We start from the raw sequence: 22,314 nt of genomic DNA, 5'->3' as shown, positions 1-22,314 counted from the left end.
AGAACCCCAAGCCGTTCGTCTGGACGAAGACCGCCGACGACATCCTCGACACCCTCGCCGCATACTGCACACGAATTAACGACTCAGGACACTAGAAGTCCAACAACTGTCAATGGTCGCATTCAGAACGCGAAGCGATGAATGCGAGTTGACGTCCGCGGCGGACTGATACCCCGTCCACCACTTACTCGCCGGGCAGCCTTGATCAGGAACACTCAAACACGTACCTCTGTTGTTGCGCGTCGGCGGGGCCTCCGCGCTCGGTGTCGGACGCAACCGGCGCAGCGGCCGGACGTGGGGGAGCGGGGCGCCGCTGGACTCACTACGACCAGCTGGACGGCACAGATCTAGACACGGTCGACTGGACTCCTCCTACCGCCCGAGCAGTGTCAGCCGCCGTTCCCCCGAGAGGGGCGCGACGGTTCTCAGGTGCGCACCTATGGCACACTTTTCGACGCGAAGTGGAGGTACAGGGGCGCACGGATTCCATGCTGTCGACGCGGGCGTCCAGGCGACCGAGCGGTCTTGGAGGGGGCATGTCTACCGTGCTGACCCTGTTGCGCTGTGGGTTGCGCAGGAAGTTGCGCCAGGGTGTTGCGGTAGAGGTCGCGTTGGATGTTGCGCGGCCTCCTCGGGCCTCTCCGCATCACCCCTGGCCCACCTCCAACACTCAGGCTTGGTAGACCTGCCAGGAGCGTACGAGGAAGGCTATAGATCGGGTGTTCCTGCCCGAACAGCCGGGCACGCGCAAGGAATGACCTCTTACTACGCGGCATCGGTTCACCTGGCAGAGCGCTGGGACGGCCCCCCGTGGTTCAGGTGGGCCTTCCTAGGTGTATGGGCGCTCTGCGGAGTGTTCGTCTTCTACAAGCTGCGCCAGAACGGCTGGAAGTTCCCCCGGCGGCGCTGAGCTGGCCCGGTTGCGCACACGCGATGAGACTGCGCGAGCCCGATGGCCCAGAGACGGCCCAGTAGCCAGTACAAGGCCCCCACCCGCGCCGAATGCGCTGGTAGGGGGCCTTGTCCCGGCGTGGAGCGTCCCGTCGGCCTTCACGTGGGCGGGCAGCAGCTGATGAGCGCTGCCGGGTGATCTCCCACGTAGGCGCCCACACGTTGGAGCGTCATCCTCATGTACCCATCCGGCCTCACGGGATGGAGGAGGAAGGGCTGCCATGGCCCCAGGCCTGCTTCTACGCTGGGCTATTCAGCACGGTGCAGGGCCGGGCCGGGGGAGCAATGGGGGGAGTATGGGGGCGTCTGACGGTACGCCGGACCGGGTGTGGTTCATCAGTCACGCGGGGGCGGATCGGGCGTGGGCGGAATGGGTCGGCTGGCACCTCCTGGACGCCGGACATGACGTCGAGCTGGACGTTTGGGACTGGGGTACCGGCGACAACGTCGTCCTGAAGATGAACGCCGCCCCTCGAACGCGGTCGGCTGCTGGCGTTGTCCTCCCCGGCGTATTTAGAGCCGGAGCGGTTCACGACCCAGTGGCGTGGATCCGCCGGCGATCCTGCGCCCGCTGCTCAGCCGTGACCTGTTCGACCTGGACCCGGTCGAAGCGCGCCGGGTATTGCTGGAAGCGGTCGACGGTCCGGTGCGCCCGGAGGCGGAGCCGCCCTTCCCCGGCACCCGCAGCGTGTTGCGGCAGGTCGGCGCCAGTGGCCCCCGCCTGCCCGGGAGTCTGCCGCGGGTGCGGAATCTGCCGGCCCGTAACGCGGCTTTCACCGGCCGCGACAGCTTCCTGGTCCACCTGCGCCAAGCGCTCGCGTCGGACCAACGGGTGGCGGTCCAGTCCCTGCACGGCCGGGGTGGGGTGGGCAAGACGCAGCTGGCGATCGAGTACGCGCACCGGTTCGCCGGCGAGTACGAGCTCGCCTGGTGGATCGCGGCGGAAGACCCGTCCCTGATCCCCGGCCAGTTCGCCGCTCTCGCTGGCCCGGACCGGCGCCGCACCCGCCGGCACGGCGCCCGCTGCTGCGGTCGAGCTGCTACTGGGCAAGCTCGGGGAGCGATCTCGCTGGCTGCTGGTCTTCGACAGACCTTCAGGGCCCCTTCGGTCGTTGGCGTGGTGAGTGGAAGCACCGCGCCAACGACCAGGGGCTCTGTTTCGTCACCACGCCCGCCAACCAGCCCTTTTCGCCCTCCAACACAGGATGAAAGCGGTTCAGTCACCAAAACCGGAACCTCGGTGGTGGGGCAGGCCAACCTGTCACCCGAATCCGCATCAGACCCGCTGTTCGGGGACGTGCGATGAGCGACAGGGCGGGGCCCTCGGTCATCGGACCGTGCGGGCCGCCTGCTCGACGATGCGGGTGACGGCCTCGGGGCGGGATACGGATACCGCGTGTGAGGCGTCGATGGTCGTCGTGCGGGCATGGGCGCGGGCTGACATGAAGCGCTGGGCAGCCACTGGGATGTTGCGGTCCTCCGTGGTCACCAGTGACCAGGAGGGGATCGCCTTCCAGGCGGCCTGGGTGGATTTCTCCTCCAAAGCGGCGGCAGCGATCGGACGTTGCCCCGCAGCCATGAGCCTGGCCTTGTTCTTCGGCACGTCTGCGGCGAACTGGCTGCGGAACTTCTCCGGCTTGATGTAGACGTCCGCGCCCTGATCACCGTCGGGCAGGTCGTAGTGGACGGACTCGACGGCTTGGCCGAGGGTGCTCCCGGGGAACTTGTCCGTCAGTCCGATCGAGCTCTCGCCCTCGTCCGGCAGGAACGCCGCGATGTAGACCAGTGCCTTCACCTTGCCTTCGAGGCCCGCCGCGGCCTGGCTGATGACGGTGCCGCCGTAGGAGTGGCCGACCAGGACCACGGGCCCGTCGATGTGGTCGAGGACGCTGCGTAGGTAAGCGGCATCGTTCGCCGGACCACGCAGCGGGTTGGCGGCGGCCACCACCGGGTAGCCCGCGCGCTGCAGCCGGGTGACGACACCGTCCCAGCTCGCGGCGTCGGCGAACGCTCCGTGTTCCAGCACGATCGTCGGACGTACGGGGTGGTGGGGCGTGGCGTCTGCCGTAGCGGGCAGGGTGACGGCGGCGACGGACAGTCCGACGGCCGTGGTGACACCGAGCAGTACGGATCTGCTGCCCGGACGGACGAGGTGGGTCTTGTGCATGGGTGAAATCCCTCTTGTTCGATGAATGGTGCTCGACGGACCGAAAGGCGAGGCAGCTGGGTGCGTCGAGGAACGGGGCCCGGGTCGTTTCGCCGGTACGTGTGTGACGGGTGTCCGTCTGCGCCGCGTGAGCAGCGCGGATCGGAGCCCTGCTGGGCAGCGGCCGACAGCGGCCCGGAAAGCTGCTGACGGGCTGCGGCCCGAGGGTGGTCCTGAGGTTGCGGCCTCACCCTTCCACTGGGCGAGGAGCGCCGTCCTCCTGGGGCGACCGGACCGATCCAGCCGCCGGCGGACTGCTGGTTCGCGGACATGGAGGGCGGTGCGACGTGCCACGGGCAGCGGTTTTTCGATGTGATCGAGCCCAGGGCCGAGGTGGTGCCGTAGCCGTCGCTGTTCGTGCCGATTGCCGCGTCGCATTGTGGGCGCGGAAGTCTCGACCGGATGGGGGAGGGAGCTCCCCTTCAGCCGGATGACGGCCGCTCATTCGCGTTCCTGCGCAGTGTTTCCCGGACCATGGTCCATGTGCGGCGCCAGATCATGAGTGCTGCGAGTACGACGGCGTCGAGGTGGATACGGAGCCGTTTCTCGCAGCGTGTGGCGACCGCGCGAAAGGCCTTGAGGCGGCACGGCACGTTCGGCGGTGTGCCGTAGGCTCCCCGCGCGGAGCCTACGGCCGCACCTCAGTCGGTACTCTCCAGGGCTTCGTAGACGTGCCTGCGGTAGTTGTGCGTGCGCTCCGAACCGAGGAGCCCGTCGCCCACCCGGTTCATCGTGTACGAGAACGTGACGCGCCGGTCGAGGTCCATCATGACGATGGACCCGCCCCTGCCGACCCAGAAGCAGATTCTTCCGGTGGGCATGTGCGGCATCGTCCTCGGATCGGCGAGGGCGTAGCCGATGCCCCAGCGGACGGGGACGCCCAGGAACAGGTCGACTCCGTCGGCCTGGACGTCGAACACCTTGTCCACCGTCTTCTCGGAGAGAAGCCGGCGGCCGTTGACCTGGCCGTGCCGCGAGATGACGGAGAGCGCTCGGGCCAGGCCACGTGCGTTGCCGTGTCCGTTGACGGCTCCGAGTTCGGCGGAGCGCCACTGCGGGGTGTCGACGTGCTCGTCGCGCGCGGGGCTTCCGAGCAGCGTCCTGGTGAAGATTCCCTCGGGATCAAGACCCGTGGGTATGCCGCCTGGCTGCGAGGGGGCCACCAGATTGGCGATACGCGGCCAGTCTGCCCGTCGCGCGCCGATCTGGACATCAGCCTGCGCCGGCTCGGCGATCTCGGTGGCGACGAACTCTGTCAGGCTGCGGCCGCTGACCCGCCGGACGAGTTCTCCCACCAACTGCCCCTGGGTCTGGACGTGGTAGCCGGATGCGGAGCCCGGCTCCCACCAGGGTGCCTGCGCGGCCAGCCGGGCACTCGCGGTGGGCCGGTCATAGAGATCCCCTATGGAGAAGGGCTGCTCCCAGCCGGAGAGTCCCGAAGTGTGGGCCAGAACGTGCCGCACCTCGATGTGCTCCTTTCCCTGGGCGGCGAACTCGGGCCAGTAGTGCGCGATCGGGCGGTGGAGATCCAGCGCGCCCCGGTCGACGAGGATGAGAGCCGCGAGGTTGGTGAGGGTCTTCGTGGTCGACCACAGGCTCACCAGCGTGTCCCGGTGCCAGGGAACGGTCCGTGCTTCGTCCGTGTGGCCACCCCAGAGATCGACTTCCATGACCCCGTCCACGTCGACGGCGATCGACGCCCCCAGCTCCTCGCCGGCTTCGAGGTGTGCCGCCAGCGCCGCCCGTACCGGCTCGAACCGGTCGGTGCTCGTGCCCTTGACACCCATGCTTTTCTCCACCATCAGACCCGGTTCTCCGCCTGGAACATCCAGCTCTGCTTCTCGAGATCGGCCGTGAGTCCGATGAGGAGGTCCTCGGTGACGACATCCACCGGGCCCATCGCGACGATGCGCTCATGCAGCCTTTCGGTCACGGCGGAGAGCGCGTGCACCAAGGCATCGACGGCGTCGCTGTCCTTGGTCCAGCCCGGCGGAAAGGCGGGCACGCCACTGGCTTTCGCAATGGTCCCGGCCCGCCCGTCCGGGCTGACGCCCAGGGCGGCCGCGCGCTCGGCCACCGTGTCGGCGTGGTTCCGGGCCACGGTGGCGGCCTCGTCGAGCTGCAGGTGAACCGAGCGGAAGCGCGGGCCGTACACATTCCAGTGGGCCTGCTTGGCCACCAGGGACAGGTCGAGCAGGTCGGCCAGGGTCGCCTGCAGCGCCGCACCCGCGGTCTCGCGGTCGCGCTCGGGCAGAGGGTTGTTCACAACCGGCACAGGAGTGCGGTCCTTTCGTGACAGGCGCCGGCTCTCAGGCGGCGAGGAAGTCGAGCAGGGCGGCATTGACCTCGGCCGCGTGGGTGAGCAGCAGCCCATGAGGGGCGCCGTCGATCTCGACGTACCGTGCGTCGGGCAGCCGGCGGCGGAACTCGCGGGCGGTGGCGTCGATCGGCAGGATGCGGTCGGCGGTCCCGTGCAGGATCAGCGACGGCACGTCGATGCGCTCCACGTCGGCCCGGAAGTCCGTCAGCCACGCCGGGACGCACGCGTACGCCGCCACGGGCGCCGAGTCGATGGCGGTGGCCCAGTTCGCCCGCAGCGCGGCCTCGCTGAGCCGCGACCCGAGCGTCTCGTCGGTGTTGAAGAAGTCGACGAAGAAGCTCTCGTACCAGGCGTAGCGGTCGGCCTCCGCCTGCTCCGCGATGCCGTCGAAGACGCTCTGCGGCACACCGGTGGGGTTGTCCGGCGTCTGCAACAGGAACGGCTGGAGCGAACCGAGGAACGCCGCCTTCGCCACCCGCTGCGAGCCGTGGACGCCGAGGTAGCGGGCGACCTCGCCCGAGCCCATCGAGAACCCGACGAGAACCACGTCACGCAGGTCCAGCTGCGTCAGTACGGTGTCCAGGTCGGCGGCGAAGGTGTCGTAGTCGTAGCCCGTCATGGTCTTGCTCGACCGGCCGAAGCCACGGCGGTCGTAGGTGATGACGCGGTAGCCGGCCCTGACCAGCGCATCGGTCTGCTTCTCCCAGGACTGCCCGTCCAGCGGGTATCCGTGGATCAGGACGACCGGCTGTCCCGACCCGTGGTCCTCGTAGTAGAGATCGATGCCGGTCGAGCCCTCGGTGCCGACGGTGATGGTTCCCATGGTGTGCCTTCCCGCCCGTCCGCCGTGTGCGCACCGGGCATGGCACAAACCTAGGAATCATGCAGGTGAGACCGCGTCCGTCGGACTACGGCTTCGACGTACGTCATGGTGCTGCGTCTTCCGGGTACGTCATGACGCTGCGCCTTCGGGGTACGTCGTCGTGCCGCCGAGCACCGCGGCGAGTTCGCCGCGGGACGTGACCCCCAGTTTGGGGAACATCCGCTGGAGATGGGTGCTCACCGTCCGGGGCGAGACGTACAACCGCTCGCCGATCTCCCGGTTCGTCAGACCCTGCGCGGCGAGCTGGGCGACATGCAGCTCGGTCGAGGTCAGCTGGTCCACCGCGGCCGGATGCTGGCGCGGGGACGACGCGCCCGCGGCGCGCAGCTCCTGCCGGGCCCGCTCCGCCCATGCCGACACGCCGAGGGCGTCGAAGATCTCACGTGCGGCCTGCAGGGCGACGCGGGACTCCGCGGGCCGCCGGTGACGCCGCAGCCACTCGCCCAGGGCGAGGCGCGCCCGCGCCCCCTCGAACGGCCAGTCCGTGGGGACGGCGTCGAGGGCCGCCCTGTACAGCCGCTCGGCGGCATCCTGCGGGCTCAGCAGGGCCCGGCTCAGTCGCAACCCGCAGAGCAGGGCGGGCGAAGACGTCGATTCCCCGAGCGGGGTCAGCTCCCGCACGATGTCGCGTGCCACTCCCGCGGATTCGCTGCGCACCGCCGCCTCGACCAGCTCCGCGACCGCGTAGAAGCGCAGCCACGAGTGGAAGGCGGGGTCGGCCGGGTCGAAGACGCGGTGCAGGTGGCCGAACGCATCGCCGTAGCGGCCCTGGCAGAGTGCCGCCTGCCCGCGCGCCATCTGCATGATGGACAGAACCGGGCGCCCTCCACTGGGAAGGGCCTCGCGTTCGGCTTCCGCCGCCCATGCCTCTGCCGCCGGGTCGCCGCTGACGGCGGCCAGCTGCGCGCGGATGGCATTCACCATCGCGTGCACAAGAGGCTGGCCGGTCTCGCGGGCCAGCGACGCGGCCTCCTCCGCGGCGAGAAAACCGGCGCGCACGTCACCCAGGCGTGCGGCGCTCCCCGCCTGGACGCAGAGGGCGCGGGCCAGCATCGACAGCCTGCCCTGCGCTCGCAGGGCGTCCAGCGACCGTGCCGTCAACCGGCTCGCCAGGGCAGGCGCGCCCACGGTCACGGCGGCGGCACCCAGGAGCTGGTCCCCTTCCGCGTTCTCCGACGAGCGCTCCAGCTGACCCGCCAGGCCCTCCATGACCCCTTCCCCACGCTCGACCGGCGCCGAGTACGCCCGCAGAGCGACCAGGTCGGCGTTGTCGGCAGGCACGGGCATCCGTACGGCAGCGGCGGCGACCCGCTCGCGGGCGGCCGGGCCCGGCTCTCCCCAGAAGCACTGCAGGACCGCACCCCACAGCATGCGCAGCCCCAGTGTCGATTCGCCGCCGGCGGCGATCTCGACCGCCAGCTCGGCCAGCTCGGCGGTCGCGCCGCCCTCGCCCCGCGTCCCCTCGGCCAGAGCGATGCTGACCCAGGCCGCGCGGCCTCGGTCCCGGACCGAAAGGTCCAGTGAGCGCGCCTGGGTCAGCAGATGCTTCGCGACGTCTCCTTGGCCCGACTCCAGTGCGAGCTCCGCCGCCCGGAGCAGCCGGTCCGCCCGCGCGGAGGGGTCCTTCGTCAGCTCCGCCGCCCGCCTCAGCGCGGCAAAAGCTGCGGCGACACCGCCTCGCCGCAGGGCCCTGCCGGCGGTGGAGTCCAGCTCCCGTGCCACTCGTTCGTCGAGACCGGCGGTGGCGGCGGCACGGTGCCATGCCTGCCGATCGGGCTGCCCCTGGAGCGCGGCGGCCAGCGCGGCGTGCGCGGCCTGGCGTTCCGCGGCGGTGGCGGCGTGGTGCATCGCCGAACGGACAAGGGGGTGCCGGAAGGCCGGCCCCTGGGCGTCCACCAGGCCCGCGTCGATCGCTGCGTCGAAAGCACCGACATCGACCGCCGTCCCGAGCATCCGGGTCGCCGCGGCGAGGCATTCGTCCATCGTCCCGTCACCATTGAGGGCCGAGAGGAGCAGGACCGCACGGGTGTCGGCCGGAAGGCGGGAGACCCGTGCCGTGAACGTCCGCTCCAGCCGCGCGGTCAGCGGCAGCGGACCGGGATTGAGCGCGTACGCCCCGCCGACCGACTGCAGCGCGACCGGCAACTCGGTCAGCGCCAGCGGATTCCCGGCGGCCTCCTCCAACAGCCGCCGTCTGACCTGCTGTCCCAGTCCAGGGGCCACCGCGTCCAGCACCTCACCCGACACCTCGTCCGTCAGCGGGCCCAGGTGCAGCACAGGCAGGCCGGCACTGCTGAGACGGTCGTCGAGGCGCCGGGTGACGGCGACCAGAACGACAGGGTCGGACTCGATCCGCCGCGCCACGAACCCGAGCACATCGAGGCTGGCACGGTCCATCCAGTGGGCGTCCTCGACGACCACCAGCAGGGGCGCCTTCGCCGCCGCGTCCGTCAGCAGGGTCAGCGCGGCCAAGCCGACGAGGTACAGATCGGGTACGGCCTCGTCGACGAGCCCGACGGCCGCGAGCAGCGCGCTGCGCTGGCGTCCCGGCAAGTCGTCGATTCCGTCACGCAGTTGGTGAACCAGCTGGTGCAGGCCGGCACAGGGCAGGTCTTCCTCCGACTGGACGCCCACAGCGGTGATCACACGGGTCCCGCCGCGTGCTGCCACGCCCGCGGCCTCCGCGACCAGCGCCGACTTGCCGATCCCCGGCGCGCCGGTGATCACCGTCGCGCCGCCCGAACCGGCCGCCCCCTGCTCGACCAGGGCAGCCAGCGTGCGCCGCTCCGTATCGCGACCCAGTAGCGCCCGCTGATGCATGCCGCACCCCCCGTTTCTCTGTACCTCCCCAGCACTCGACGGCTCCGCGTCTTCGCGGAACCAGACGACCCGGCAGCATCTCTGCTGGTGGGCGACCTGAAAGTCTGACCTGGATACCGTTCATGCAGCGGTATGCATGTTACCGAGAGGGAACGACCCGGAAAGACAACAGCTTCTTAGAGGTCGTTTTCATCCGAGTTGACCGTGTATCCGTAAGTTCTCGGAGTGCGGGATTGTGGTGCGGAAGAGCCTGTGGATGTTGCCGAGACCTGCCGGTCGGATGGGGTGGCGGGTGGGACCGCAGGCGGCTTGTGCCTGTTTCATCCCAGAGCGTCCCGCTTCTGGGCTGTGTGCTTCTGTCGTCATCGCTGTGCGCCTGGGCGCACTTGGTCCGGCGCGGTACGCCGAGAGCATGTCTGAGCGACGCTCGTATCCAAGTGATCTGTCCGATGCACGCTGGGAGTTGATCGAGCCGGTCCTTGCCGCCTGGCGCTTCGAGCGCCGCGGCCGGGCCCTGGACTTCGGCCGGCCGCCGGAACACGACCTGCGCGACATCATGAACGCGATCTTGTACGTGGACCGGACGGGAGTGCAGTGGCGCTACCTGCCGCACGACTTCCCGCACTGGAACACCGTCTACGGCTACTTCGCCAAGTGGGCGGACGAGGGCGTATTCGCGCAGCTCAACGGCCTGCTCCGGCAACTGCTGCGGGAGAAGGAAGGACGGGACGCCGAGCCGTCGGCCTGTGTGATCGACGCGCAGAGCGTCAAGACCTCGACCAGTGTCCATGCCGCCGGCCAGGGCGTCGACGCCGGGAAGGAGATAGTCGGCAGGAAGCGGAGCATCGTCACCGACACGCTCGGACTCCTTCTCGCTGTCCTGGTCACCGCGGCGAGCGTGCAGGACTCCATCGCCGGCACCAGGCTCCTGGACCAGGTTGCCGCCGAACACCCCGGCATCCGGAAGGTGTGGGTCGACGGCGGCTACCGCCAGCACCTCGTCGAGCATGCGGCGACCCTTGGTATCGACATGGAGATCACCGCCCGCAAGCCCGGGACCAAGGGTTTCACCCCGATTCCGAAGCGGTGGGCAGTCGAGCGGACCTACGGATGGCTCATGCTTCACCGCCGCCTGGCCCGCGACTACGAAACCCTGCCCACCCGCTCCGAAGCCGTGATCCACATCGCCATGACCGATCTCATGGCCCGCCGCCTCACCAGCGAGAACACGATCTCCTGGCGCGACCCGACGCCACAGACCAAACACCAGATTCCGGGATGAAACAACGGGAGGAAACGCCCTCTAAGTGGGACGTGAAGTCGAACGCATCGTGCCGGGCACTGTGGTCCAGCAGACTCACTCCTGCGGCCTTACGTATGAGTGCGTTTCCATGACGCAACGCATGTTCCCGCGAGCGCCGTCCGCCTGTCCGGTGAACTCCCCAGAGAGCGCCGATGTACGGGTCAATGTTCGAGGCCCGTAGCGGAAGGGCGGTTCAGCTGGCTGCCATTACATCGGACAGGCTCACAGCGGGGCAGCCGAGCATCCCCGTCAGGGCATGACGCTGGCGCGCGGTCAAGGTGGACAGGAAGAGCGCCGCGTCGGCGTGCGTCTGCTCGCAGAGTGCGGCTACTTCGCGGACCTTTCCGTAGCTCAGGAGAGTCCGTGAGGAATAGGGGAGGGCCATCTTCCGGGCCCCGCCGTCCGAGACACCGCGGCGCTGAACGATACGGCCCACAACGTGCACACCGTGCTTCGTCGCCTGCTGGGCGGCCGTGTCCATCAACGCGGCGAAGTCCTTCTGCTTGCCGGAGAAGTAGCCGACGAGTACAACCTCAGTTCCCTCGGCGATGGCCGGAGCCTGATGCCGGACCGTCGCTGGCCGCACGTGGCGGACTGGTCGTCGATCGCGCCTTCGATCCTGATGCATGGCTTGCAGGTTAGAGGTGCTGCTGCCTGCGTCAACACAGATTTTCCCCGACCGGCACAACCAGCGCGATCATTCCGCTGAGGGGCGACCGAGGTTAAATGCCAAGCTAAGTGTTGCGATGGAGGTTGCGCTGAGTGTTGCGGTAGGTGTTGCGCCGGCCTCCACAGCGCGCTGGAGTCCGCCCAGGTCACCACGGGCGTACGGCGTGGTCGGGCCGCTGACATCCCCGTTGCGACCCCCTTCGACCTGTCCTGGCTGTAGTTGAGGATGAGGGAGGGCGGGATGGGCGGCGCGGGAGGCAGCCGGGGATCGGGGCGCGCTCAGCCTGTTGCGCGTCGGCGGGGCCGCCGCGCCCGGCCGCCGTCAGTGCGGCGGTGACGTCAGGCGGGGGACGTCGGCGGGGGAGAGGTCGGGGCGGGCATGGTGCCAGCGTGCGGGATGTCGCCATCGGCCGGAGGCGTCGCGGGCGGCGTCGACGCCGACTTCCACCACCAGCTCGGGTTCCACCAGCGTGACGTCCAGCTTCTCCTGGCTGCTCCACTCAGCACTTTCTCTGTCAAGTTCAGCGTGTTGAAGTGAATCGTGGCCCCCGTGGCCGCTGCGTAACCCTGATTTGGGTTGACCTGGAGGGCGAAGAGGGCTGGAGGAGTGAGCCGGGCCGGTCGGCCCGGCTCGTCGACCGTTGCCCGGAGGGCTGACGAATCACGCGCGGGCAGAGCTGCTGGGAAGTACCAGTGTCGAGTGCGTGTGGAGCGTGATGTGCACCGGGGTGAAGGTGGTGGCGTCCACCGGTGACTCACCGGTGCCGGGATTGCGGGCGTAGCGTGGGTGGGCGCCTCCGCTGATCTGCCAGCGTATGCGGTGGCCGACGGGGAAGCGGTGGGCGGTGGAGCTCATCGGCACGGTGACCTGCGAGGGTGCCTGTTCGGCCGTCCGTAGTCGGCCGAGCCCGTCGCAGATGTTGACGGAGCGGCCTTGTGGGTCTACGTCGCACAGGCGGGTGAAGACGTCGGCGTGTCCGGTGTCCGTGGAGATGCTCAGCCGTGCGCAGACGGGGCCCAGGACGTCTATGGGCTCGGTCAGTGGTGGGCCGGTGAATGTCAGGACGTCGTCTCGGGCCTCCAGGGTGGTGTTGTCCCGGGGGCCGGCGGTGCGGGAGAGCAGTGGGCCGCCGAGGGAGGGGGTGGGGTCGGCCGGGTCGTAGCAGAACGCTGTCACAGGGTCGGAGTCTGCGGGGGCCTGCTGGGTGAGATGCCCGCCGGGGATGGGGTGCCAGGAGGTGGCAGCCGTGGCTGGCGGCCAGTCGTCGAGGTCCCGCCAGGTGTTTTCGCCGCCGATGTGCACACGTACCGCGGTGGGACGCAGGCCGGAGGGATCGGCGTACAGGTGGGCGCGCAGCCACGCGAGGCTCTCGGCGAATACCTCGGGCCATCCCTGCTGCAGGGCGGAGGTGTGGGTCCAGGGACCGACGAGCAGGGCGGTCTCACATCCGGCTCGGCGCAGCCGGTCGTACTGCTCGAAGGTCTGCTCGACCAGTGCGTCATGCCATCCGGTGATCAGAGCCGTGGGCACGCGGAGCCGCTGCGCCGACTCTGCCAACGAAGCGCCGCGCCAGTAGGCGTCCTTGGCGTCCGGGTGTGTCATCACGTCGTCCAACCAGGGCAGTTCGCTGCCGAGAGCTGGCACGTACGCACCGCGCAGGGGCTGCGCGGTGGTGACGTCGCGCAGGCGGCGCTGCAGACGCAGTGTCGCCCTGAGGAACGGTGCCATGCCCTGGTGCTGGTAGTGCATGCCCGCGGCGACGGCGAGGGCGTTCTCCAGGCGGAGCGCACCGTCTGCGTGGAACAGGGCGTAGGGATCGTGCAGCCCTACTTGCACCACCATTGCCTTCAGTTCTGGCGGTGGGTCCAAAGCGAGGGCCCATTGCACGTAGCCCAGGTAACTGGGGCCGACGGTCCCCAGTGTTCCGTTGAACCAGGGTTGCTCGCGCAACCAGGACACTGTGGCCTGGCCGTCGGTGGCCTCGTTGCGCCACAGGTCGAACACGCCGCCCGAACCGCCGGTGCCGCGGCAGAGCCGAGTCCGACCTGTTCGCCGTCGATGTCTTCGTTGCGGTGGGAAGGGTGCCTTCACGGGGTGTGGACGAGGGTGGCCCGGGAGCAGCGTTGCCAGGCCACGTCCGCCCCTGCGGCGCCCGCTCGGCAGTGCGTGGTGGAAGTCGGGGCGTATCCGAAGTCGGTTGAACTGGCGGGGCCAGGCGAAGGTCTGCTCGACGACCCAGCGAGAGCCACCCGCCCCGCCGGCCACCGCTGCCCTGGCCGCCGCCCTCGTCCAAGGCACCGCAGGCACGGCACCCGAGAACGGCCCGCCGGACAGTGCGACGGCGTCGGTCAACGCGGAGACATTTGCCACAGCAGGTCGGTGAAGTAGTACTCCCGCCGGTAGCACTCCTGGTCAGCGCCTTCCTGTACTGCGGCATCCGGCAACGCGAAGTCGTACACGCCGTCCTCGAGTGCTACGTCCGTTAGCTCGAAACCAGCGGTGCTCAAGCACGCGCGGAACCGCCCGAACGCGGCGCGGTACTCGTCCGCCGTCACCTTGCGATCACCGATCTCGCCAGCTTGCTCCTCCGACGCGATCGACAGATCGGCACCCGTCAGCGGGTCGTCACTATCGCCTGTGGACTTCTCCGACCCCGACGAGGAGCACCCGCCAGCCAGCACTGCGAGAACGAGAGCTGCACTCCACAGCCTCGACGTCATTGACAACCACGAACTATCGGTACGAGTAGAACAGGAGGGACTGCACGCTCGTCGAGTGCTGCGCCTTAGTCATGTTCTTGGTGTAGATCGTCACGCTCCCGGCGCCCCATGTGTTGTACTTCCACGCCGTCCAGCTCGCGCCGCCGACGTGCGTGTAGTAGCCGCGCACGCCCAGCACTCCACAGGTGCCGATGTCGTTGTCATAGGTGCCCGCACCCGCTGCCTCGACGTAGCCGATCACGCTGTTATCGACACCGCACCACTGCTGCGTTGCGCCCGCGGAGGCCGGGTGGGCCGTCGCCAGCGTCAGTGCTACGACTGACGCGGCGCCGAAGAAGACCTTCGTCGTACTACGGATCATGTCGCTACTCGCTTTCGAGACGGCGGCAAGGTGAGTGAAGGCTAGTGGTGCGCGCCGCCGCGCGTCTACGACTTGGCCAGCCACATAGGAGGGCCTACAACTCGCCTGCAGCATCATCTGCTTGAGGCGAGACTGGTCTTTGGTTTTCAAGAAGCCGGAGACCGCCAGTGCGGCCAAGTTCGCGCGTGATGGCGAGGTCCATGGCGTCTCGGGTCTTCGGATCTGGCAGCGCACAGACAGAGGTGTGGAACTGCACGTTGCCGGCCAATGCACCTCTGCATGGCTGACCGGTCAGCATCGCACCGTGTGGAAGAGCGCGGAGACGGAGCGCCTTGAGGGGGTCGCGGAGGCCGGGTGGAAGCCTCTGTGGCGCGGACCGGAGCACTGGTCGACGGGGAGGCCATCGAGCAGGAGTGGAACATGGGGGAGCGGCTGCAGCAGTTCCGAGCCGGAGCGTGGAGCGCGAGCGGGCTGCTGCGTCGCCCGGGTCTCTTTCCATACGCTCACCGGGGCCGATGCGGTGAACGGCTACAAGGGGTTGGGCATCAGCGGGTACGACGGCAGCGGATCGGTGCGCTGGTGCCTGGACATCATTCACCGATCCGGTATCCGGTGCCGCAAGCGGGACCTGTTGGACGCGGTCACGGACGCGGAGTTCAGGTTGCCTGTGTCCCGAGTCGGCCATCTGGACGCGATCTATCCACCAGAGACGGTGGGGAAGCACCAGCCGAGGCTCCTCGAACCGTTGAGGATCGACAACTCCGTTCAGGAGCGTGTCCCCGTCAGTACGGCGCCGACTCGCTCCGGCGTCCACAGATCGGCCTCGAAACCATGAGCCTGGGCACCTCACGCCAACGCGGCCCGGACGGTCTCAACCTGGGCGTCGTCCAGCTTGGGCGGGCGAGCAGTGGCCGCAAGCCGCCGCAGGGCCGAAACGCTGCCTTCCTTCCAGACCCGACGCCAACGCCGCACACTCTTGGCAGACGCACCCACCGCCCGCGAGGTCGATGTCTGCGGCCTCCGCAGCGGCCTTCGTCTCTTCCTCCGCTGGCAGGCGCCCGGGCTTGCAGCCCAGGCCGAGGGCGACACGGCGCAGTTCGTCAAAGGCGTTGCGGGCGACGCCCATCGCCTTGTCGACGGCACGGGCCTGGGTGTAGAACTCCAGCGACAGGGCGCACCAGTCGAGCTCGGTCTTGAGGGCGTCGGCGGCATCCTGGCGGATCTTGTCGAAATCCGGGCGCCGCAGCTCGGGCGCGTCGGATGCCACGGTATTGGGCATCGCCGTCTCCTTGCCTGTCCCAGTAGTCGCTGACTGGCGGGCTGAGTCGGAGACTGGAGAAACCGCACGCCGTACGTCGGTGCACCGTGCAGTACGAATGCCGAGGAGCAAGGTCACTAATCAGAGGGTGGGCGTGCGCTGCTGGCGAGCCAACCTGCGCACGGTCCGTTGGACCTCAGCGTCCATAGCTCGCATAAGGCGCAGTGGAATGCGCAGGAAGACGATCAGCGTGCCCAGCACGGTGGCGTGAGCGAATCCCCAGATGGCTGTCCACACGACGAGCTCGTCCAGGTACTCGACACCAGGAGGGCGCGCGGAAGCGAGCCACAGGATGAGACCGGCCTCGGCCAGAAGATGAGCTGCGGCCATGAGAAGCCAGTACAGGGCGCCGCTAAGAGAGGTGACCCACGGCAGCAACTTGCGGAAGTTGCGGTAGGCCCAGTTGTAGATCCCCATCGGGTTCTGTGGCGGAAAGTCCACGCTGGCGACGACGTCGTCGGCCTTGCTGTCCCAGTAGGCGTAGACGACCTTGGCCTCCGCCGCGCACATCAGCATGACGAGCGGAATGACGGTCACCATCGCTGAAGCGAACTCGTTGCTCATCTTCGTAGCCATCCGTAGCTCCCCCTCCACCCGAACAACAGAGGGAGACTAGCGGGCCGATCGCGGCTCCCAGGTATCGACCGAAGAATCAGGACCGGCGCAAGGAGATCACTCGGGAACCTATCCGGACGACGATCCCGCAGCGTTGCGACTGCGTGCCGATCACGAACCATCCGGATCGAGCCTTGCTTGAGGCTATCCAGCAGGAGACGAGGCCCCTCTGAGCGCTGCCGGTCATCGGGGAGGTGCTGCGGCGCCGCTGGTTGGCCCCGACTGCGGTGCCCGCGACTGAGCGGGCTCGAGAACGCAGCGAGTGCCTTCGGATGCCGTGCCGTGCCGGTGAAGCCGACCACGGTGACGTCGACCGTGTCCGCGTTCCGGACCTTCGAGCAGATCCGGCTCGCCCTGTTAGCCGAGCCGAGCGGCTTCGCCACGATGCCCTCCACGCCCGTCCCCTCGAGCGTCGCGTTGCAGAGCAGGGCCTCGCGGCGGTTGGTCGTCGACCACACTGGCTCGATCGGTGGGCCGACGTCGGCGAGCACGTCCAGGAGGATTTGGTGGCGCTGCGAGTACTGGCGTAGGTCAGGGAAGCCCGCGGCAGGATGGACCAGGACGTCGAACGCCACGTATGTCGCCCGGATGTTGGTCGGCGCGCTCCCACGCGGCGTGACCGGGACAGTGCGCGGGACTGCGCCACACCGAAGCTGATGTGCGCGACGCCGTCGGCGACGTACACGACGGCCTCGCCGTCCAGGATCATCCCGGGCGGCAAGCGCGTGGCGGCCAGGGTCAGATCCATCCAGAGCGCGGTGACGTCGCGGCCGGTCCGCGACTGCACTCGGACGACGCCGTCCTCGGTCCGCCACACCACGGTCCGGTGGCCATCGACCCTTGATCTTGTACGTCCACGACGGGCCCGTCGGCAGCTGCGTCACGGGCCGCGCGAGGGCGACCTCCACCGGCTATTCCATAGGAACAGCTTGCGGTGGTTGACCGGTGGCCGCGCGTCGGTCAGTGCCGGTGCGGCGTGATCGTGGGGAAAGCACTCGCTGCACCATCCCGCCAGCAGCGATACTGCGGGGGGATGAGTGAAGGGTGATCCGCCAGTGGCCTTGGAGTTCGACGCACGCCGCGCCCCCGTACGCGCCTCGCACTATCTGGAGTTGGTGAAGGCCATCCGTGCGGCGAGTGCAGCGGACGAGTCGGACTGGCTGGAATGGAAGTCGACGCTGGACTTCCGGCCAAAGAACAAGGCGGACAAGAGCGCCCGAGCCCATGTGGCACGCGCCATCATCGGCTTCGCCAATCGCCAGCCCGATGACGCCTTGCGCAACGTGGAGGGGCATGGGTTCCTGGTCGTCGGTGTCGACCCGGAGGGCTACTACGGCGTTGACGAAATTGACAACGTTGATCTGGAGCCGTGGATCAACGAGTACGTCGGGGACGGCATTGACTGGCGTCCCACTTATGTTCATATCAGTGAGGAGGGACACGACCGGCTTCCGGTCTTGATCATCACCGTCAGTCCGCCGAACTGGGGCGACCCGATCTTCTGCATCCGCAAGGAGATCCCGCCGCCCCCTCGCAGCGAATCGGGTCAGCCGAAAGACAAGGACACGATCCGTGAAGCGACGGTCTTCGTGCGGCGCCGCCATGGCCGGACGGACCGTGCCCGGGCCGCTGACATCGACCGCCTGGGCGAGCGCCTCCTACGTAAACACCAGACGTTCGACCTGACGCTCACCGTGAAGGAGGGCGAGGTGAACCGCGTGACGGTCCCGGATGACGACCTTGAGAAGGTCATCGAAGCAGTACGCGCGGACCTCCTCAGCCACCTGCCACCACCCACGGCGTCGGTCGCAGGCTCAGCGTCCCGGACCCTGGACCAGATTCTGCAGGACCTCAAGCTGGAGACCACGACGGGAATGAAGCCGGACCCGCGCGGGCGCGACGGGTACCTGGAAGAGGTTGAGCTGTACCTGGAGGAGCTCAGGCGGGCCGTTCCGCAAACCCTGCCCGAAGTGGCCGCGCTTACCTTGCCGGCCGTTGAGTTGCGTCTCCGCAACGACACCCGCACGCATCTGCAGGACGTCCAGGTCAGGCTGGAGATGCCAGAGGGCGTGCTCCCTCTGGTTCCGGTGCAGCCTGGGGAACGGGAACGAGACGAGCCCTTTCTACGAGGTCTCCTCGAAGCCCCCCGGCCTTACGGTCCGATGCACCCGATGCAGTTTGCGCGCTCACTGCCGTATCCCCTCCTCGTCCAAAGCCTCCCGGCCGTGACGCCGAGCGTCGTGCCCTCACAGTGGGACATCGAAGTAGAGGGGACGACGGTCGTCTTCCCGGCAGAGGATGTGCGGGTTGGGTTGTCTATCGATCTGCCGTGGTTCGTGATGGTGACCGAACGCCCGTTGTCCGTGACGCTGACGCTGCCCTGGACTGCCACGGCTACGAACATGGAGGGCACCGCTCAAGGAACGGTGTCCCTGCCGATCGCCCCGGAGAGGTCGTTGCTCTTCCTCATCGAGCTCCTGGACGGTGCTGACGAGTCCCGGGACGAGGACTGAGTTGAAGCGCCCGCCGTCCTGACTGCGCAGCTGCTGCCAGTCGACCTCGGGGTGCGCGCCGGGCAACGCATCGGGTGACGCCGTGGTGAACATCGGGACCACCACCGTCCCGGCCCGCGACGTGCCGAAACGTACCTCACGCCGTTCCGCTGGCCGTACCCACAGAAGGTCGCGCATGTAGTCGAAGTCGACCCTCCTCACGCCCAGCCGGGCAGCGGCCTGGTCTGGCCCGAGCGGCGCTTCGGCAGCGAGCCGCTGCGCGAGGCGCTCGATGCCCCAGACCGTCGCCACCTGGTCGGGTTGATCAGCCCGGAGCCGGGACGAGGTTGGTGTGCCGCGCCCACCGGAAGGAGGCGATCGGCACCCCGGAGACGTCCGGCGGCCTGGCTTTCGTCGTACTCGGTGCGTCGTGTCATAGGGGATCTTCCCCTCCTGTGGTCCGCCCTTAGGCGAACAAAAACGTCATGGAGCATCTGAGGAGCTGTCAAGAACACTGAAATCTAGGCGAATTGGATTAACTCGCTTAGATCCGCGCCCGCGTACGCGAGGGAGAGATTAACCCTGCGGCCTCAACTCGACAGCGGGTAGCGTCCCGGCCATGCACAGCGATCTCGACGCCGATGAGGCGTGGGAGCGGCTGCGGGCCAGTCGCTCCAATCCGCCGGCCAGAGCCAACACCGGCTCCCGCCGCAAGACGTACTCGGCAGCCCTGGAGCAGGCTCAGCAACTGTTCCGCGCCGCCGCCGTCGTGGGCCCGGGCACGAGTCCGGTCCTGGGCGGGAGGTAAACGGCCCGCGCACGGACCGCAGTTGCCTATCGAAAAGAGGGAGGGAGGCGGACATCAGTCCCCCTCGCGCTCACCTCCGGCCGGTCCGAGCAGGGCGTCGGTGACGCGGCAGAGCACCGAGACCCCGGCACTTCCGGTACCGATCTGGCGGGCGAGTTCGGAGACCCGGGCGTGCACTTTGGTGAGCGCGCGGGCGGCGGTCGCGGGCATCGCGGGCGGCCATCGGCGCCCCCGATGCGCTTGACTTAGCGCAGGGCGCCGTTGAGGGGATTTCGTCGGCGAGCAGCTCTCGCCGCGCGGCGGCATCGGCCCGCCGGGCCTCGGCCGCGGCGGGCGACTCGCGAGTCCCCCGCGAAGGTGGGCCCTTCCAATCCGGCGATCTTGCTTACGGCGGGGGCGCTGCGCCCGATGGCGCGGGCGTTGGCGTTACGGGACTTGCCCTCGGTGTGCAGCCGGCGCACCTGCTCGTGGTCCCGCTCGGTGATCGGCTCGGCCACGGGCGCACCTCCTGGCGGACATGGATACGCCCCGTCGCGGGGGGTGCCCCTATGTCTTTGGTCAAGGTGGATGGGTGCTGGTTCGGGCGTCTGGAACGATGTGCCTGTGCATGCTGATGATCAGGTTGGCGAGGGTGTATCTGCGGAGCTCGCGGTGTTTCTCCGAAACGCTGCTGACGGCCGTCTGGTGAAGATCGTTCCTTCCGTCTGCGGCGGGTGTGGCAGGGGCGTGTTCTTCGTGCTCGTCGACGATGTCGAGGGCGGAGCCGAGCGGGTGTGCGTTGGTTGCGGCGGCCGCGCGTTCATCGCGGATAGCGAGGAGTTCTGGGAGGACGCGGATCCGGGCGAGGCCTGCTGCCCGTGCGGGAGCGAGGAGTTCGAGACCGCGGTCGCGTTCTCCCTGGCCGACGACGGATCGGTCCGCTGGGTGACCGTTGGGCTCCGGTGCCAGAAGGACGGCGCCGTTGGGGTCTATGCCGACTGGAAGATCGACTACGGCCCCACGGATCACCTCCTGACCAGGGTCTAGGTCTGCGGGGCGACCGCCCGGACGGGCTGCGGTTCGTAGAAGGTTCCGTCGCGGAGCATGGCGAAGAGGACGTCGGCCCGGCGTCGGGCGAGGCAGAGCAGAGCTTGAGTGTGGTGCTTGCCCTGGGCGAACTTCTTCTCGTAGTAGATCCGCGATGCCGGGTCTCCCAGGGCGGCGAACGCGGAGAGGAAGAAAGCCCGTTTGAGCTGCTTGTTTCCTCTCCTGGAAGGCTGTTCGCCGCGGATCGAGGACCCGGAACTGCGGGTCGCGGGTGCGAGGCCGGCGTAGGCGGCGAGGTGGCCGGCGGTCGGGAAAGTGCTGCCGTGGCCGACCTCGATCAGGATGCGGGCTCCGGTCTTGACGCCGATTCCCGGCATCGACCTCAGGACCTTCGAAAGAGGGTGGGCCTCCAGGAGTTCCTCGATCCGCTCTGCCAGCAGTTTCCGCTGGTCAAGGACGGCTGTCAGGGACCCGGCCAGGCTCGGGATGATCAGCGTGGCCGCCTCGGTCCCCGGAACGGTGACGGTCTGCTCGTCCAGGGCGGCGAAGATCTCCTCGACCAGCCGCTCGGCAATCCGCGGCGCCTTCGGCCGTAACAGCGTCACCAGACGGCGTCGGCCAGCCTTGCGGATCTGAGCCGGAGACCCGAACCGCTCCAACAGAGCCAGGACGGCCGGGTGCTGCAACCGCGGCCCCAGCACCCGCTCCAACGACGGATGGATCTGCGTGAGCAGGCCGTGCAGCCGGTTCGCGACCCTGGTCGCTTCGCAGGCCAGGTCGTCGTCGAACCCGACGATCATCTCCAGCTCGGCGATCGTCTCGTCCTCGCCGTCGATCGCCCGCAGCGTGTGAGGCATCGCGCGGGCCGCGTCCGCGATGATGAACGCGTCCCTCGCATCCGTCTTGGCCTCGCCCGGGTAGAGGTCGGCGATCCGCCGCATCGTGAGGCCCGGAAGGTAGGCCACGGGGCAGCCCATGTGTCCCTCGCAACGGCCAGCGGCAGGGCACCGATCGAAGCCGGCTGGTCGACCACGACCAGCACCGTCCCGTGCTTTGCCTGCAGCTTCGCGAACAGCTCGCGGAGCTTGGGCTCGGTGTTGGGTAACCGCTTGTCGAAGGCCTTCTTTCCGGCCGGGGTGACGGCGGTGGCGTGGTGTTCGCCCTTGCCGACGTCCAGGCCGAGGAAGACGTCGATGTCGCCGGCGTCGATCACGTGCAGGCCCCTCCATCACGCTTTCGTCCGGCCTTGCCTCGGCACCGAGCTGCCACACCCACGTTACGGAGAGCTCTTCCGGCCTGGGTGAAGCCGGTGCTCAAGCCCCTCATCAGCGGTCCGTCGATGCCTCCGGGCCCGGTGACACCACCCCCCGGATCATCAACAACAAGGGGGGGAAGTCATACCGGACCCGAAGGCCGGAGGCCCCATTGCGGAGCCACGAAAACGGTAACGGGGGGCGGAGCTCGTTCAGCGACCCGCCATGGACGGCCGCCCTCACCGGGGGCCAGACCGACCACGGCGGTGCTGCCGCCACCCCGACCAATGGGCCGACCACGGGCGTCATCGGCTGCCCCAACCACGGCTCGACACGGGCTTGTCCCGGGCGGGCGGCCGCTGCGCTCATGGCGTGTGGAGGGTGCTAGCGGCACCCTCCACAGAGCTTGCCACGCCATGAGTTTGCCCGCAGGAAGGTGTGATAGCGCTCCAGCGGCGGGAGTGTCGGCCGCCTAGTACTGCAACGGTGCTTGCCGTGACTGCTGGCCAGCTCGGTCGTTGGTGTGGTCATGGGTGGGGACCTTGCTGATGTCAGGTTGTGGGCGGGT

18 protein-coding genes and 4 pseudogenes are annotated in these 22,314 nt (G+C 68.6%); 6 read left to right on the top strand and 16 right to left on the bottom strand.

The window, feature by feature from the left end; translation table 11 throughout:
* Positions 1 to 1,172: 1,172 nt before the first annotated feature.
* Positions 1,173 to 1,430, top strand: a pseudogene (locus tag ACH41F_RS41615) (toll/interleukin-1 receptor domain-containing protein); the annotation flags it as partial.
* Positions 1,431 to 1,495: 65 nt separating this feature from the next.
* On the top strand, positions 1,496 to 2,257 hold the full coding sequence (locus ACH41F_RS41610; RefSeq protein ID WP_398839846.1) for a hypothetical protein: 762 nt from the start codon (positions 1,496 to 1,498) through the stop codon (positions 2,255 to 2,257).
* Positions 2,258 to 2,278: 21 nt separating this feature from the next.
* Here the strand turns inward: ACH41F_RS41610 and ACH41F_RS41605 are convergent, their stop codons facing one another.
* The 5 genes from ACH41F_RS41605 to ACH41F_RS41585 form a co-directional block, all read right to left on the bottom strand.
* Positions 2,279 to 3,118 (bottom strand): alpha/beta fold hydrolase, encoded by an 840-nt coding sequence (locus ACH41F_RS41605; protein ID WP_398839845.1) that lies wholly within the window; start codon positions 3,116 to 3,118, stop codon positions 2,279 to 2,281.
* Between the two features lie 680 nt (positions 3,119 to 3,798).
* Entirely contained in the window at positions 3,799 to 4,944 is a 1,146-nt protein-coding gene (locus ACH41F_RS41600) for a serine hydrolase domain-containing protein (RefSeq protein ID WP_398839844.1), read from the bottom strand.
* A gap of 14 nt (positions 4,945 to 4,958) precedes the next feature.
* A complete protein-coding gene (locus ACH41F_RS41595) occupies positions 4,959 to 5,432 on the bottom strand; it encodes a Dps family protein (RefSeq protein WP_398839843.1) in 474 nt (157 codons plus the stop codon).
* 34 nt (positions 5,433 to 5,466) lie between these two features.
* Positions 5,467 to 6,300, bottom strand: a complete 834-nt coding sequence (locus ACH41F_RS41590) for an alpha/beta fold hydrolase (RefSeq protein ID WP_398839842.1) — start codon at positions 6,298 to 6,300, stop codon at positions 5,467 to 5,469.
* Between the two features lie 129 nt (positions 6,301 to 6,429).
* Entirely contained in the window at positions 6,430 to 9,180 is a 2,751-nt protein-coding gene (locus tag ACH41F_RS41585) for an ATP-binding protein (RefSeq protein WP_398839841.1), read from the bottom strand.
* A gap of 412 nt (positions 9,181 to 9,592) precedes the next feature.
* On the opposite strand from ACH41F_RS41585, the gene ACH41F_RS41580 reads away from it, so the two are divergent.
* Complete coding sequence (locus tag ACH41F_RS41580) at positions 9,593 to 10,462, top strand: IS5 family transposase (protein ID WP_398839840.1); 870 nt, start codon at positions 9,593 to 9,595, stop codon at positions 10,460 to 10,462.
* Between the two features lie 214 nt (positions 10,463 to 10,676).
* Here the strand turns inward: ACH41F_RS41580 and ACH41F_RS41575 are convergent, their stop codons facing one another.
* The 8 genes and pseudogenes from ACH41F_RS41575 to ACH41F_RS41540 all read right to left on the bottom strand — a co-directional run.
* On the bottom strand, positions 10,677 to 11,111 hold the full coding sequence (locus ACH41F_RS41575) for a hypothetical protein (protein WP_398839839.1): 435 nt from the start codon (positions 11,109 to 11,111) through the stop codon (positions 10,677 to 10,679).
* A 363-nt stretch (positions 11,112 to 11,474) separates the two neighbouring features.
* Positions 11,475 to 11,618 carry an ATP-dependent DNA ligase gene (locus ACH41F_RS41570; protein ID WP_398839838.1) on the bottom strand — a complete coding sequence of 48 codons (144 nt, stop codon included), beginning with the start codon at positions 11,616 to 11,618 and terminating at the stop codon, positions 11,475 to 11,477.
* Positions 11,619 to 11,813: 195 nt separating this feature from the next.
* A pseudogene (locus ACH41F_RS41565) lies at positions 11,814 to 13,184 on the bottom strand (CocE/NonD family hydrolase); the annotation flags it as partial.
* Positions 13,185 to 13,501: 317 nt separating this feature from the next.
* Positions 13,502 to 13,834: a hypothetical protein gene (locus ACH41F_RS41560; RefSeq protein ID WP_398839837.1), complete on the bottom strand. Its 333-nt coding sequence runs from the start codon at positions 13,832 to 13,834 to the stop codon at positions 13,502 to 13,504.
* Between the two features lie 52 nt (positions 13,835 to 13,886).
* On the bottom strand, positions 13,887 to 14,234 hold the full coding sequence (locus ACH41F_RS41555) for a hypothetical protein (RefSeq protein ID WP_398839836.1): 348 nt from the start codon (positions 14,232 to 14,234) through the stop codon (positions 13,887 to 13,889).
* A gap of 871 nt (positions 14,235 to 15,105) precedes the next feature.
* Positions 15,106 to 15,513 (bottom strand): hypothetical protein, encoded by a 408-nt coding sequence (locus tag ACH41F_RS41550; RefSeq protein ID WP_398839835.1) that lies wholly within the window; start codon positions 15,511 to 15,513, stop codon positions 15,106 to 15,108.
* A 120-nt stretch (positions 15,514 to 15,633) separates the two neighbouring features.
* The gene (locus ACH41F_RS41545; RefSeq protein ID WP_398839834.1) at positions 15,634 to 16,116 is read right to left on the bottom strand and encodes a hypothetical protein; all 483 of its coding nucleotides are present in this window, start codon (positions 16,114 to 16,116) and stop codon (positions 15,634 to 15,636) included.
* Between the two features lie 88 nt (positions 16,117 to 16,204).
* A pseudogene (locus ACH41F_RS41540) lies at positions 16,205 to 16,993 on the bottom strand (hypothetical protein); the annotation flags it as partial.
* 229 nt (positions 16,994 to 17,222) lie between these two features.
* Between ACH41F_RS41540 and ACH41F_RS41535 the strand changes: the two are divergent.
* Positions 17,223 to 18,680 carry a helix-turn-helix domain-containing protein gene (locus ACH41F_RS41535; protein ID WP_398839833.1) on the top strand — a complete coding sequence of 486 codons (1,458 nt, stop codon included), beginning with the start codon at positions 17,223 to 17,225 and terminating at the stop codon, positions 18,678 to 18,680.
* A 598-nt stretch (positions 18,681 to 19,278) separates the two neighbouring features.
* On the top strand, positions 19,279 to 19,467 hold the full coding sequence (locus ACH41F_RS41530) for a hypothetical protein (protein ID WP_398839832.1): 189 nt from the start codon (positions 19,279 to 19,281) through the stop codon (positions 19,465 to 19,467).
* Between the two features lie 54 nt (positions 19,468 to 19,521).
* Here ACH41F_RS41530 and ACH41F_RS41525 read toward each other — a convergent pair whose 3' ends face one another.
* Together ACH41F_RS41525 and ACH41F_RS41520 are read right to left on the bottom strand one after the other, a co-directional pair.
* On the bottom strand, positions 19,522 to 19,677 hold the full coding sequence (locus ACH41F_RS41525) for a hypothetical protein (RefSeq protein ID WP_398839831.1): 156 nt from the start codon (positions 19,675 to 19,677) through the stop codon (positions 19,522 to 19,524).
* Between the two features lie 35 nt (positions 19,678 to 19,712).
* Positions 19,713 to 19,964, bottom strand: coding sequence for a hypothetical protein (locus ACH41F_RS41520; RefSeq protein ID WP_398839830.1), 252 nt, complete (start codon positions 19,962 to 19,964; stop codon positions 19,713 to 19,715).
* 106 nt (positions 19,965 to 20,070) lie between these two features.
* Between ACH41F_RS41520 and ACH41F_RS41515 the strand changes: the two genes are divergently transcribed.
* Positions 20,071 to 20,493, top strand: coding sequence for a hypothetical protein (locus ACH41F_RS41515; RefSeq protein WP_398839829.1), 423 nt, complete (start codon positions 20,071 to 20,073; stop codon positions 20,491 to 20,493).
* Here the strand turns inward: ACH41F_RS41515 and ACH41F_RS41510 are convergent.
* Positions 20,490 to 21,706: pseudogene (locus tag ACH41F_RS41510) on the bottom strand (IS110 family transposase). The gene ACH41F_RS41515 and the pseudogene ACH41F_RS41510 sit on opposite strands and share 4 nt — an antisense overlap.
* Positions 21,707 to 22,314: the final 608 nt, after the last annotated feature.

Origin of the sequence: Streptomyces sp. NPDC020489 (assembly GCF_044386545.1) — a bacterium.
In the GTDB taxonomy this organism is placed as follows: domain Bacteria; phylum Actinomycetota; class Actinomycetes; order Streptomycetales; family Streptomycetaceae; genus Streptomyces.
Note: the sequence above shows the minus strand (reverse complement) of the source record. Positions and strands in the feature narration are given on the sequence as shown.